Source organism: Pseudarthrobacter sp. RHLT3-21 (genome assembly GCF_059383495.1).
Map to the genome: position 1 here is coordinate 103,557 of NZ_JBWZCI010000003.1, position 12,933 is coordinate 116,489.

Annotated in this window: 9 protein-coding genes, 1 tRNA gene and 2 pseudogenes; 11 read left to right on the forward strand and 1 reads right to left on the reverse strand. The window is 65.6% G+C overall.

The genetic code is table 11. The annotated features are described in order from the left end of the window. The first annotated feature begins 187 nt into the window (after positions 1-187). From AC50YA_RS04665 to AC50YA_RS04685, 5 genes and pseudogenes are all read left to right on the forward strand, one after another. Positions 188-260, forward strand: a tRNA-Lys gene (locus AC50YA_RS04665). 207 nt (positions 261-467) lie between these two features. Next, positions 468-1,202 carry a DUF5058 family protein gene (locus AC50YA_RS04670; RefSeq protein ID WP_494981191.1) on the forward strand — a complete coding sequence of 245 codons (735 nt, stop codon included), beginning with the start codon at positions 468-470 and terminating at the stop codon, positions 1,200-1,202. A 23-nt stretch (positions 1,203-1,225) separates the two neighbouring features. Continuing rightward, positions 1,226-2,005 (forward strand): hypothetical protein, encoded by a 780-nt coding sequence (locus AC50YA_RS04675; RefSeq protein ID WP_494981192.1) that lies wholly within the window; start codon positions 1,226-1,228, stop codon positions 2,003-2,005. 13 nt (positions 2,006-2,018) lie between these two features. Next, positions 2,019-3,277: pseudogene (locus AC50YA_RS04680) on the forward strand (amidohydrolase). A gap of 98 nt (positions 3,278-3,375) precedes the next feature. Beyond that, entirely contained in the window at positions 3,376-4,365 is a 990-nt protein-coding gene (locus AC50YA_RS04685) for an Lrp/AsnC family transcriptional regulator (RefSeq protein ID WP_494981193.1), read from the forward strand. A gap of 6 nt (positions 4,366-4,371) precedes the next feature. On the opposite strand, the gene AC50YA_RS04690 is transcribed toward AC50YA_RS04685, so the two are convergent. Beyond that, positions 4,372-5,289 carry an ANTAR domain-containing protein gene (locus tag AC50YA_RS04690; RefSeq protein ID WP_494981194.1) on the reverse strand — a complete coding sequence of 306 codons (918 nt, stop codon included), beginning with the start codon at positions 5,287-5,289 and terminating at the stop codon, positions 4,372-4,374. Between the two features lie 447 nt (positions 5,290-5,736). Between AC50YA_RS04690 and arfA the strand changes: the two are divergent. The 6 genes and pseudogenes from arfA (at position 5,737) to AC50YA_RS04720 (ending at position 12,888) form a co-directional block, all read left to right on the forward strand. Beyond that, positions 5,737-7,264 (forward strand): annotated as a pseudogene (gene arfA / locus AC50YA_RS04695) (arabinosylfuranosidase ArfA). 106 nt (positions 7,265-7,370) lie between these two features. Continuing rightward, positions 7,371-7,955, forward strand: a complete 585-nt coding sequence (locus AC50YA_RS04700) for an HhH-GPD-type base excision DNA repair protein (protein ID WP_494981361.1) — start codon at positions 7,371-7,373, stop codon at positions 7,953-7,955. 6 nt (positions 7,956-7,961) lie between these two features. After that, a complete protein-coding gene (locus AC50YA_RS04705; RefSeq protein ID WP_494981195.1) occupies positions 7,962-8,966 on the forward strand; it encodes a LacI family DNA-binding transcriptional regulator in 1,005 nt (334 codons plus the stop codon). Positions 8,967-9,120: 154 nt separating this feature from the next. Further along, positions 9,121-9,996 carry a carbon-nitrogen hydrolase family protein gene (locus AC50YA_RS04710; protein WP_494981196.1) on the forward strand — a complete coding sequence of 292 codons (876 nt, stop codon included), beginning with the start codon at positions 9,121-9,123 and terminating at the stop codon, positions 9,994-9,996. Positions 9,997-10,142: 146 nt separating this feature from the next. Next, positions 10,143-11,510, forward strand: coding sequence for a histidinol dehydrogenase (hisD, locus tag AC50YA_RS04715; RefSeq protein WP_494981197.1), 1,368 nt, complete (start codon positions 10,143-10,145; stop codon positions 11,508-11,510). 61 nt (positions 11,511-11,571) lie between these two features. Continuing rightward, the gene (locus AC50YA_RS04720; RefSeq protein ID WP_494981198.1) at positions 11,572-12,888 is read left to right on the forward strand and encodes an ABC transporter substrate-binding protein; all 1,317 of its coding nucleotides are present in this window, start codon (positions 11,572-11,574) and stop codon (positions 12,886-12,888) included. Positions 12,889-12,933 lie beyond the last annotated feature (45 nt).

Below are 12,933 nucleotides of genomic sequence, written 5' to 3' on the forward strand. Positions count from 1 at the left end.
TGTGCCGCGCGGGAAATCGAGTGTTGTTCGCAGTCAGGATGCACCTTGCCAGCGCCGGTGACGCCGTGCGGAATCCGGAAGGCACGACGGCGGCGCACGCCTGCGTGCCAAACCCGCCCCGTGTGTGGGGTAAAGTATTTTACGTCCAGAAATGGACTGGGCTGATCGGTCGTTTGACCGTCAGCTGGGGCCTTTAGCTCAGTTGGTAGAGCATCGGACTTTTAATCCGTGGGTCGTGGGTTCGATCCCCACAGGGCCCACCCACGCAGAAGACCAGAGACACCTCGTCTCTGGTCTTCTTTCGTTAACCGCCCCTGCGTGAATTTACGCTCCCGAGCCGCGGCTGACATCTACGTATGGACATTAAGTGCTGTACAAATGAAACACAACGGCATGAAATGTCCTGAAAGTCCATCTTTTCGACACTGGGGCACCTGAGGTGTTCGTCACTTTGCGAGGGAGCAAGCGTGGTTTTCACAGCTGTCGATCCAAGTTCCACCGACATAACCCCCCTGATCCACCACCCGATCCTTTGGGCGGCCGCCGCGGGCGTCTTCGCAGTAGTCATCCTGCAGTCGGTCATCTACTTCAAGGCCATCCGGAAAGCGGCGCCGGCCGTCGGGCTGTCACCCGCCCAGGTCAACAGCTCGGTTCGCTCCGGAGCTGTGGCGGCCATCGGGCCGTCGCTGGCCGTTGCCCTGATTGCCGTTTCGCTCCTTCCGCTGTTCGGCACGCCGGCGGTGCTTGCCCGCATCGGCCTGGTCGGATCGGCCGCGTTCGATGTCGCCGCCGCGGGCATCTCCGCCGGCACGCAGGGCGCCCAGCTCGGCGGACCCACGTACACCCAGAAGATTTTTGCCCTCGCCTTCGCCGCCATGACCATCGGCGGCCTCGCCTGGATGCTCTCCGCACTGATCCTCACGCCCATCCTGAGCAAGGGCGACGCGAAACTTCGCAAAGTTAACCCGGCGGTCATGGCAATCGTCCCGACGGCGGCGCTGCTGGGTGCCTTCTTCACCCTCGCATTCTCGGAGGTGGTCAAGTCTCCGGCGCACCTGGTCACCATGGTCGCCTCAGCGGCGGCCATGGGCCTCTGCCTCCTGCTGGCCCACAGGCTCCGGCGCCCGTGGCTTCGCGAATGGGGCCTGGGATTCTCCATCGTGGTGGCCCTCGCGGCCGCCTACTTCATGACCGCAGCCTGAAACCCCCGAAAGGAGCCATTCTGATGTCCACAACGACTTCCGCTGACACAACCGCGGGACTTGCAGCATTCGACCGCACCACTTCCATCTGGGGGCCAATAACCCTGGCGCTCGGGCTGCTCATCTCCCTGGCCGCCGCCCTGTATGCCGCCTTCGGCTCGGGCATGGGCATCACCCCGGTGGAACTGATCACCGCCGTTGTGGCCGTGCTCGCCACCTTCGGCGTCATCGCCATCATTGAGCCCATCTCCTACTTCCCCATCCTGGGCCGCTCGGCCATGTACCAGGCGTTCCTGATCGGCAACATCGCCAACAAGCTTCTTCCCGCCGCCGTCGTTGCCCAGGCCAATCTCGGCGAGCGGCCGGGCACGCGCCGGGCGGAACTCATCGCCGGCAGCGCCATCATCGGCGCGGTGCTCATCCACATCACCACACTGATCCTCTTCGTAGGTTTCCTGGGAACCTGGCTGGTGGGTATGCTCCCGGCGCCGCTCATCGCCACCGCCCGCGGCTACATCCTGCCGGCAGTTTTCGGCGCCGTGGTCCTGCAGAGTGTGATGGCTATGCGTAGCCGCCGCACCACCATCGTGGCCGTCATTGTTGCGGCCGTCATCGTGTTTGTGGTCGTTCCGCTCGTACCGGCACTGACCTACTACGCCACCGCTCTGGCCGTCGTCATCACCATCGCCGTGTCCTGGTTCGCCCGGTCCAAGACCCCGCCGTCCGGTCCCGCCGCCGTCTCTGATGAAGCGGCGCCCGGCGAAACAGCCCCGGCCGCCCGGATCTCCGAACCCACCCGCTGATAGGGAAACAAAAATGACCACCATTGCTACCGCCACCACGGGCGTCCGGCTGACCGCCGCCGTCGACGTTCCTGAATCTTTTGTGGCCGAGTACGTCGACGTCTACAAACACCTGCACGCCCACCCCGAGCTCTCAGCCCAGGAATTCGAGACCGCAACGTACATCGAATCCCGGCTGGCAGGGCTGGGGATCGAGTCCTTCCGCTGCGGCACCACGGGCGTGGTGGGCGTCGTGAAGAACGGTGCGGGACCCGTCGTCGGCTTCCGGGCCGACACTGACGGCCTGCCCATCGCCGAGCAGACCGGCCTGGACTACTCCAGCGAGGCCACGGGCACACTGCCCGACGGCGGCACGGCCCCGGTGATGCACGGCTGCGGTCACGATACGCACATCACCGCCGCGCTGGCACTCGCGTCTCTCCTCACCGAACGCCGGGACCTGTGGCAGGGGACCCTGGTCCTGATCTTCCAGCCCGGCGAGGAGACGGCGTACGGTGCCAGGGCCATGGTCGACGACGGGCTGTGGGGCCGGGCCCCAAGCCGGAGGTGGTGTTGGCACAGCATGTGATGCCGGTGGGCCAGGGCAAACTCATTGTCCGGGAAGGCCACATGACCAGTCTGGCCGACTCCTGGAAGATTACTGTCCACGGCCAGCAGGCCCACGGATCGCAGCCAGAGAAGTCGATCGACCCGATCGTTGCCGCGGCAGCCATGGTCATGCGGCTCCAGACCATCGTCTCCCGCGAACTGTCGCCGTCCACCCCGGCCGTCGTCACCGTGGGCACCTTCCATGCGGGCCTGAAGGAAAACATCATCCCCGGCTCTGCGGAGTTCACGGTCAACGTCCGGACCCCGGATGAAGGCACCCGCGCCACCGTTCTCGCCGCTATCAAACGGATCGTCTCCGCCGAGGCCGCTGCTTCGGCTGCGCCGGAACCGAGCATCGAGGAACTGAACAACTTTCCCCGCTGCTTCAACGATCCTGCGGCCACCCGCCGGGTGGTTGACGCGTTTACTGCGGATTTCGGCGCGGCTGCACTGACTGATGCCCCACTCGGAATGGGTTCTGAAGACGCCGGCTGGCTCAGCGACGCGATTGGTGTTCCCGGTGTTTTCTGGGCCTTTGGGGCCTTCGAGCAGGAACTCTTCGAGGACGGAGCAGCGCCGGCCGGAAACCACTCGCCGTTCTTTGCGCCGGACGCACGCGCCGCCGTCGTTGGTGGAACAGGGGCCGCGCTTTCCGGAGTGCTAGCCTTTCTGGGCCGGAACTGATCTTCCCCGGGGCGGCAGGCGAACTGCCGCCCCGGTTCGTTCCGGGACCGACGCCCGCTGGCGCCGGACGGTGGGCAGCGAAGCTGAAAGGACCCGGGATGGAGCAGCTTGACACGCTGGACCGGCAGATCATGGCCGCGCTCGTGCGAAATGGCCGCGCCCCCTGGAGGCTGATCGCCGAGGTCCTGGGCCAGCAGGAAAGAACTGTGGCACGCCGCGGCAATAAACTGCTCGAATCCGGCGCCGTGCGCATCAACGCCTTCATTAATCCGGCCGCAGTAAGTTTGCGCGCCGCCTTCCTGTTGCGCGTGCAGGCGGCTCCCAGGGAGCTGCGGCAGGTCTGTTCGTGGCTCGCCGACCAGGAAGAGTCCTCGTGGGTCAGCGCGCTGTCCGGATCGAACGAGGGCGTGGCGGAGATGTTCGTCGCCCCCGAGGACCTGGCCGGGTTGCTCTACCGGCGCCTCGCTGAAGTGGACGGCGTGCAGTCTTTCACCATGGTGCCGCTGCTCGAATACTTCCGGACGCCCTCCGGCTGGACGCCGGACGTCCTGGATAAAGAACAATATGCCGCATTGCACCCAGATGAGGATGGCCGTCTGGCCGGGACGGCGACCGGCCACGCACCGTTCGATGACACCAGCCGGATGCTGGCCGGTCTCCTGCACCGCAACGGCCGGGCGACAGTGGACGAACTTGCTTCCGAAGTGTCCGTGTCCAAGGCGACGGTCAGCCGCAGGCTTGAGGCCATGATGGGCTCTGGTGTCCTGTTCATCCGGGCGGTTGCGGACCTCGCGATGTTGGGATTCCCGGTCGAATCCCTGATCAGCATCACCTGTGCGCAGGCAGGGACCGCAGGTCCCGCGGAGTATCTGGCAGGTCTTTCGGTCACGCGGTGGGTCGCCGCGTCCGGCGAGCAGGTGCTGGCGCAGGTGGCGGTGGCGGCATTGGATGACCTGCGGCCGCTGCTCGCCGATCTGCAGGGACGGGGCGGCGTGGCCTCAGTCCAGTCGTCCATCTATGCCGAGATTTTCAAGCGAAGCACCGTGCGGTACCACCGCGGGATTCCGGAAGTGCCGGCAGCAGCCTGAGCCATGTCAGTGCTCGAAATGAGTATGCGGTGCACCGCCTGGCAGGTTCGCCAGGATGCCCTCAGCCACCTTGCGGAGCTTGATGTTCCGGTGGCTGGATGCCTTGGAGATGATGGCAATCGCATCGTTGTAGGAGCACCTGTTCTGCGCCATGATGACGCCGCAGGCAATGTCGATGGACGTGCGGCTTTCCAGGGCTGACTGCAGATCCGACGCCCTGGTGCTGGCCGACTGTAGCTCAAGGACCAGCCTGAGGCCGCGGGCCGCGATGTCGGTGAAGCTGCGGGCCTCGGCGATCACCTGCAGCGGGAACGCCTGGGGGCTGGCTGCGAAGAAGGCGAGGGCGGCCTCGGTTCCTTCGTCCAGGGAAAGCCGGAGGCCCAGGACACTGCTGAACCCGGCGTCCTGCAGGTACGGCCTGTAGCGTGCCCAGCGGAAGTCGGTGGCCACATGGTTCATGGCCGCGGTACCTGTGCCGGTGAGGGCTTCCGTCAGGGGGCCTTCGCCGACCTCCTGTTCCAGCCGGACCAACGTTGCGGTCGGCGTGCCGGTTCCAGCGATGGCTCTGGCGCGTTTGACCCGGCTCAGGACCAGGGCACATTCGATGGGGACACCCGAGAGCCGGCTCACCACGGCTGCCGCGAGGTGGACCAGGATCTCCAGGGAGTCAGGCAGCTCTTCCGCACCGGTGACCAAATCGGGGATGAGCCCGTCGGCGCCGACCATCCCGATGGTGACCGCTTTCGCCGCCGGCACCAGGCCCGGACGATCGCCCGGAGCCGGGTTGGGTCTGCGGTCCGGAGTTGCTGCCGGCCCCGGATGGGGGACTGCATGCTGGGTGACATGTTGGGTCTGATGAGCGGGCGCTGGCCGCCTGCCCGCCGACGCGTGTGCCTGGGAAGCCTCGGCGCGGGAAGACTTCATGCCCGTCTCCCCATGGGCCGCCGGGATCTGGCTGGTGGAGTTCGATGAATGCGAACTGTGGAGTCTAGAGGGCCGGCGACGGCTGGGGGAGAGGCCTTGGTCTCGAAGACCTCCTCGTCGCCGGCCCCGCTTACTTCCCGGACCCTTTGGGACGGGAAAATGCGGCTGCCGAGTCGTGTATTCATCCTTCTCACAACCCCCTAGTGAGACTTCCAAATCCAGTGCGATTTGCGAGTCTTTGCCCTTAGTCGAAGGTACTTCTGGCGTGGTCCCGGGCAACCGCGTAATCGGTACTTGTTTTTCAAATTAGGTAGTACTTGGTTTTTCGGACGATTACTCAAATCTGCGCGGAAGAATTCTCCTCCGCCAGACTCCTTGACTCCCACGCCGCCAGCGCCAAGAATGATTATCTACAACGTTGTAGATGCCTGGAACAAAGGACTGACCATGAGCACAGCAAAGACCGCCACCGGCAAGATCACCATCGATCCGGCGTTCACCGTGGGACCCGTCCGGCGCCGAACTTTCGGGGCCTTCGTGGAACACCTGGGACGCTGCGTCTACACCGGAATCTTCGAGCCGGAGCACCCTCAAGCGGACGGGGACGGGTTCCGCACGGACGTCCTGGAACTGACCCGCGAACTCGGCGTTTCGACGGTCCGGTACCCGGGCGGCAACTTTGTGTCCGGGTACCGCTGGGAAGACGGCGTGGGCCCGTTAGAGCAGCGCCCGGCACGGCTTGACCTCGCCTGGCACTCCACCGATCCCAACCTCATGGGCGTTGACGAGTTCGCCAAGTGGTCGGTCAAAGCGGGCGTGGAACCGATGATGGCGGTCAACCTTGGCACGCGCGGGATCCAGGCGGCGCTGGACCTGCTTGAATACTGCAATATCGACGGCGGCACGGCCTTCTCGGACCAGCGCAAGGCCAACGGAGCGGAAAACGGCTATGGCATCAAAATGTGGTGCCTAGGCAACGAGATGGACGGACCCTGGCAGATCGGGCACAAAAGCGCCCTCGAATACGGCCGGCTCGCCGCAGACACCGCCCGCGGCATGCGCATGATCGATCCCGACCTTGAGATTGTGGCCTGTGGCAGTTCGGCGCCCACCATGCCCACCTTCGGCGAGTGGGAGCGCGTGGTGCTGACTGAGACGTACGACGTCGTGGACCTGATCTCCGCCCACCAGTACTTTGAGGACACCGGTGACCTGCAGGAGACACCTGGCCGCCGGGCACAAAATGGAGTCCTTCATCCGGGACATCGTGAGCCATATCGAGCATGTGAAGTCCGTCAGGAAATCCACCAAACAGGTCAACATTTCCTTTGACGAGTGGAATGTCTGGCACATGAGCCGCGCCCAATCAAAGGCACCGACCGGCGCCGGCTGGCCCGTTGCCCCGGTGTTGCTGGAGGACAAATACACGGTGGCGGACGCCGTCGTCGTCGGGGATCTCCTGATCACCCTGCTGCGCAACACCGACCGCGTGCACGCCGCCAGCTTGGCCCAGCTGGTCAACGTCATTGCCCCCATCATGACCGAACCGGGAGGCCGGGCCTGGAAGCAGACCACCTTCCACCCCTTTGCCCTCGCCAGCCGCCACGCCGCCGGCACTGTGCTGCAGCTCGCCGTCGAATCCCCGCTGGTCAGTGGCGGCACCACAACGGACTTTTCTGCCCTGTCGGCTGTCGCAACCCTGGACGCCGCAGCGGGCGAGGCGGTCATTTTCGCCGTGAACCGCTCGGCCACAGACACCCTGACGCTGGACGCCGCCGTCGCGGGCCTCGGCCGCGTCCGCGTGGTGGAGGCGGTCACCTACGCGAACAAGGACCCGTACTGGCAGGCAACGGTGGAGGATTCGACGTCGGTCCTGCCCGCCGCCAACGTGAGCGTCAAGGCCGACGGCGGCCGGCTCACCGCAGAACTCCCGGCGGTGTCCTGGACCATGATCCGGCTGGCCCTCGATTCCTAGGCCGACCGCCGAGTTTTTGTCCAGATAATGCGCGTAAACCACCGGCAAAGTCCCAATAAGTGGACAAAAACTCCAGGTCATGACGCAAGCCGCGGGAGGTGGAAAGATGAGGGCCATGGAACTGCACATCACCGGTGACCCGGCCGCCGACCAACTGCTGACCGATGACGCGTTTGCGCTGCTGACAGGCATGCTGCTGGACCAGCAGGTAACCATGGAATCAGCCTTTGCCGGGCCGGAGAAGATCCGGTCCCGGATCGGGTCCATCGAACCGGCCGCGGTGGCCGCGTATGAACCTCAGGCCTTCGTCGAGATGTTCAAGGAACGCCCCGCGGTGCACCGGTTCCCCGGCTCGATGGCGGGGCGCGTCCAGGCGCTCGCGGAAACCGTCCAGCACGACTGGGACGGCGACGCGACGCTGATCTGGACCAAAGGCGACCCCGACGGCCCAGAGGTGCTGCGCCGGCTGCAGGCACTGCCAGGATTCGGGGAGCAGAAGGCAAAAATCTTCCTTGCGCTCCTGGGGAAGCAGCGCGGGCTGGAGGCGCCCGGCTGGCGCGAGGCCGCCGGCCATTACGGCCAGGAGGATGCCTTCCTTTCGGTTGCGGACATCGTAAGTCCTGAATCGCTCGCCAAGGTGCGGGCCAGCAAGCAGGCAGCAAAGGCGGCGGCCAAGGCTGCCAAAGGCTGACCGCGCATGGCAGTGACCATGAACGATGTTGCGCGCGCCGCCGGGGTGTCGCTGAAGACCGTGTCCAACGTGCTCAACGACTACGAGTTCATCCGGCCGGCTACGAGGCAGCGGGTACAGGACGCCATCGCCGAACTGGGCTACGAGGCGAACCTGGCGGCCCGCAGCCTGCGCTCGGGGAAGACACACATGCTGGGCCTGGTGCTGTCCGACCTCGCCGCGCCGTATTACGCGGAGCTGGCCTCCCGGGTGATGACGGCGGCACAGCGGCGCGGCTACCGGGTGTTTGTGGAACAGTCCGGCGCTTTGGAGGCCAACGAACTGGGTGCCTTGCAGGGTCCGCTGCGGCAGCTGACCGACGGCCTGCTGTTCACGCCCCTGGTGATGGGGGCCGACGCCGTCGCCTCCCACCGCGGCACCAAGCCCGTGGTGCTGCTGGGGGAGCACATTCGGGATCCCCGGCTGGATCTGGTCACCATGAGAAACCACGACGCCGCCCACGCCCTCACCGCCCACCTGCTGGCCGGAGGCCGCCGTCGTATTGCCGTACTCGGCGCCCAGCCCCGGGAGTCAGCGGGCTCTGCAGGACTGCGGCTCAACGGTTACCGGAGAGCCCTGGACGGCGCCGGCATCCCGTTTGACCCGGACCTGGTGGCACCCGGCGAATGGCGCCGCGACGGGGGAGCAGCCGCCGTCGCCGGCCTCCTGGAGCGCGGCGTTCCGTTCGACGCAGTGTTCGGCCTGAACGACGCCCTGGCCCTGGGCGCCATGCATGAACTGCTTGTCCGTGGCGTGAAAGTGCCCCAGGACGTTGCGGTGGCGGGCTTTGACGACATCAACGAGGCACAGTTCGCCTCGCCGTCGCTCACCACTGTGTCGCCCGGCATGGACGAGATTGCGGAACGGTCCGTCGCGTTGCTGATCGACCGGATTGACGGGCTGGAGGCGGGGGAAGCCGGTGTTCATGTAGAAGCTGGCTTTGCGCTTGAGATCCGGGAATCCGCACCGTAGGGTCAATCCTGAACTGGCTCGGTTCCCCTTAGACTTTCGACAGGGCCTTCGACTGTCCGCTCGACGCATTCGGACCGTGCGCCTGCACGCACAAGCCCCCAGCGGATCAACGATGATTCGCTGAGCTCTTGCAGCAAATGAATCGAGGTTCCCCGTGCAACGCCACCTTCCCCTCGTCGCCGTCCAGGCTCCGCCGCAGCTCATCGGAGCTCCCCTTGAAGCCTTTGCCGATGAGGCCGCCAGAGCCCTGGAGAGCAATCCCGGCACGAAGCTCCTGGTGTTTCCCGAGCTTCACCTCTTCGGCGACGGCTCTCCCGATCGCCACCGGACCGACGCTCTCCGCGCCGCCGCCGAGCCACTCGACGGACCCCGTATGGTGGGCCTTGCGGACCTGGCGCGGAGGCTGGGCGTCTGGCTCGTCCCGGGAAGCCTATGCGAGGCCGGGCCGCGCGGCGAGCTCTTCAACACCCAGGTTGTGCTGTCGCCCGCAGGCGAACTCGCAGGAAGCTACCGGAAGATCTTCCCCTGGCGCCCGCACGAGCCTTACGACCCCGGCGACCAGTTCGTCGTCGTCGACCTCGGCGGGGCAGGACGGGTGGGACTCAACATCTGCTACGACGCCTGGTTCCCGGAGGCTACCCGCCAGCTCGCCTGGATGGGTGCCGACGTCATCCTCAACGTTGTCAAGACGACGACGCCGGACCGTGCCCTCGAGCTGGTGCTTGCACGGGCGAACGCCATCGTGAACCAGGTTTTCGTCGTGAGCGTCAACTGCGGCGGGCCGACCGGGGAAGGCCGCAGCATCATCGTTGATCCCGAGGGCGCCGTCATCGCGGAGGCGCCCGACGCGGCTCCGGCACTGCTGGCGGCCGAGCTGGACCTGGGCGCGGTCGACCGGGTGCGGGCGGAGGGCACTGCTGGAGTGACCCGCATGTGGTCCCAGTTCCAGCCCGGAGAGCCTGCCATCGAGCTGCCCGTCTACGGTGGCCGCATCGACCCGGCAACCTGGCTGCCGGCCCCGCGTTCCTGAGCCCGGGGGCCGGGCGGGGTGCGTTCGGGCAAGCGGTAGGACAATCGATGGACAAACAGCGGGAAAGGCAAGCCGCCGGATGAGCGGGCTGAAATCGCATTGATGTGCCTCTTGTCACAGGTGTCCTAAGTCATTACTGTATACGTATGCACCTCACTTATGCAGATAAATCGCGCCTCTCCGGCGCCGTGACCGTCGTCCGCGAACCGAACCGTCCCGATGTGGCTGCGCAGTCCGATCCCAAGGTGATCTCCACCGTCTCCGCGATGCTCTCCACGATCGAGGCGAAGGGCATCGAAGCCGTGCGCGACTATGCCGAACGGCTCGATGGCTGGAAGGGCGGAACGGCGTTTGAGATTACGCCGGCCGACGCCGATAAGCTCACCGCGGATCTTCCCGCCGACCTGCGGGAAGCGCTCAACGCCGGCGCCGAGCGCACGCAGCGCTTTGCCCACATGCAGCGGGCGCGCCTGACAGACTTCGAGGACGAAGTCATCCCGGGCGTCGTTTGCGGCCAGAAATACGTCCCGGTCGGCACCGTGGGCGCCTACCTGCCGGCCGGAAGGTTCCCCCTGCTCGCAAGTGCCTTCATGACCGTTGGCGTTGCGCGGGCGGCCGGCGTGCCAAACATCGTCTCATGCACACCTCCCTCCAACAACGGCCAGGTCCACCCGGCCGTCCTCTACTCGGCGCGGATCTCCGGGGCTGAGCGCATCTTCGCCTTGGGCGGCGTGCAGGCCCTGGCCGCGATGGCCTTCGGGCTCCTCGACGCCAGCCCGGCGGACATGATCGTCGGCGCCGGCAACGCGTACGTGGCCGAGGCCAAGCGCCAGCTGTACGGAACGGTAGGGATTGACGTCCTTGCCGGCCCCTCCGAAGTGGCCGTCATTGCCGACGACACCGCCAGCGCAGCCATGGTTGCCGCGGACCTGCTCGCGCAGGCCGAGCACGGGCCGACGTCTCCCGCGTGTCTGGTAACGACGTCGCACCGCCTCGCGGCCGAGGTTGAGATCGAGATTGAAAGGCAGCTCCGGGGACTTGCTACCGGCGAAATCGCCGGTGCCGCCTGGCGCGACTGGGGCTCGATCTATGTTGCAGACTCCCCGCGGACCGCCATCGAAGTCATGGATACCCTGGCTCCCGAGCACCTCGAGATCCTGACGGCGGACCCCGACTACTACCTCGACAACCTCAGAAACTATGGATCGCTGTTCCTTGGCGAGTGGTCCACCGTTGCCTACGCCGACAAGGGCATGTCGGGCACCAACCACGTCCTGCCCACAGGCCGCGGTGCCCGCTACACCGAGGGCCTGTCGGTGGCCCGGTTCCTCAAGCAGCTCACCTACCAGCGGGCAACGCGGGAGGCCACCATGGCGCAGGCAGGGCCTGTGGTCACCATTGCCGACTTCGAGCAGATGCCGGCCCACCGCGACAGCGCCCAGCTTCGCCTCGACCTCCTCCGCGCACAGGACGCTAGTGGCGTTGTGGCAGGACCTAGGGATACATACGTATAAACAACCGGGTGGGTCAAACTTGCCCCACTCCCGCCAGCACCCCACCAGAAGAGGAAATATCATGCGATTCCACAAACACCTCCGGACAGGCGCCGCGGCGCTTGCCGTTGTGGCCAGCCTCGCCGGAGTCACGGCCTGCGGCGCAGGTTCACGCACGGGGGACCAGGCCGCCACAGCCGTAGAGTGCGACTACACGATGCCCGCCGCCGACACGACCGTGAACGTCCTCGCCTACAATTCGTCGGCGATCGATCCGTTCACCAACACGATGGTCAAGAGTTGCACGCGCGACAAGGTCACGCTCAAGCACGACCCCATCGACTTCGGCGGCCAGGTCACCAAGACGACGGCGACCCTCGCCGGCGATACGGGCAGCTACGACATCCTCGAGACCTACGGCTTCGTCGTTCCCGGCTTCGCTGCCAAGGATGACATTGAACCGCTCGATGACTACGTCGCCAAGTACGCCGACAAGTACAAGCTCAACGCCCTCAGCAAGGAGATGCGCTCGGCGATGTCATACAACGGCAAGCTCTATGGGCTCCCCATGCAGGCACAGATGTACGTACTCGCCTACCGGAAGGATGTCTTCGACTCGCTGGGACTCAAGCCGCCTACTACTTTCGCGGAGATGATTGACGCTGCGAAGGCGATCCAGGCCAAGGGCGAAATCAAGTTCCCGATCGCCCTGCCGTGGAATGCGACGGCCGACATCTCTACGAACTACCAGGCCGCGATGAACTCCAACGGAAAGGACTTCCTGGATTCATCCGGCAAGCCGCAGTTCACCTCCGAGGAGTCGCGGAAGGCGCTTGAGGGGATGAAGTCCCTGCTGCCGTACATGGATCCCCAGGTGACGACGTTTGACCAGCCGAAGGTCCAGCAGCAGATGTTCAACGGCACGGCCGCGATGGCCATCATGTTCTCAGGCCGTATGAACGACCTCACCCTCCCGGCCAACACGAAGCTCGCAGACAAGTTCGCGTTTGCTGCCCCGCCTGCCGTCGAAGGAAGTTCTCCACACCTTTACAGCCGCCTCTCGGTAGATGGCTGGTCCATCCCGAAGAACACCAAGCTGGACAAGGACCTGCTCTTCCAGATGATGGCGGCCTCGGTCAGCGAGGACGCATCGAAGGCATCCGTGCCGGCCGCCTACCCCGCGCGGGAAGGCATGGTCAGCGACGATAGCTCCAAGTACGCGGCGGCGGCGAACGCAACAATCGTCAAGACCATGCCGACGCCGGGCCACCCGTTGGGGGCTCCGGTCACCAACGCCATCCGGCCCGTCCTGGTGCAGGTCATCACCGGCCAGGTGGACATCGAAGCGGGCATGCAGCAAATGCAGAGCCTTGCGGAAAAAGCAATAGCGGGCAGTTGACGGCGGGCTGTGGCCGGCGGAGTGCTGAGGCAGTCCGCCGGCCAC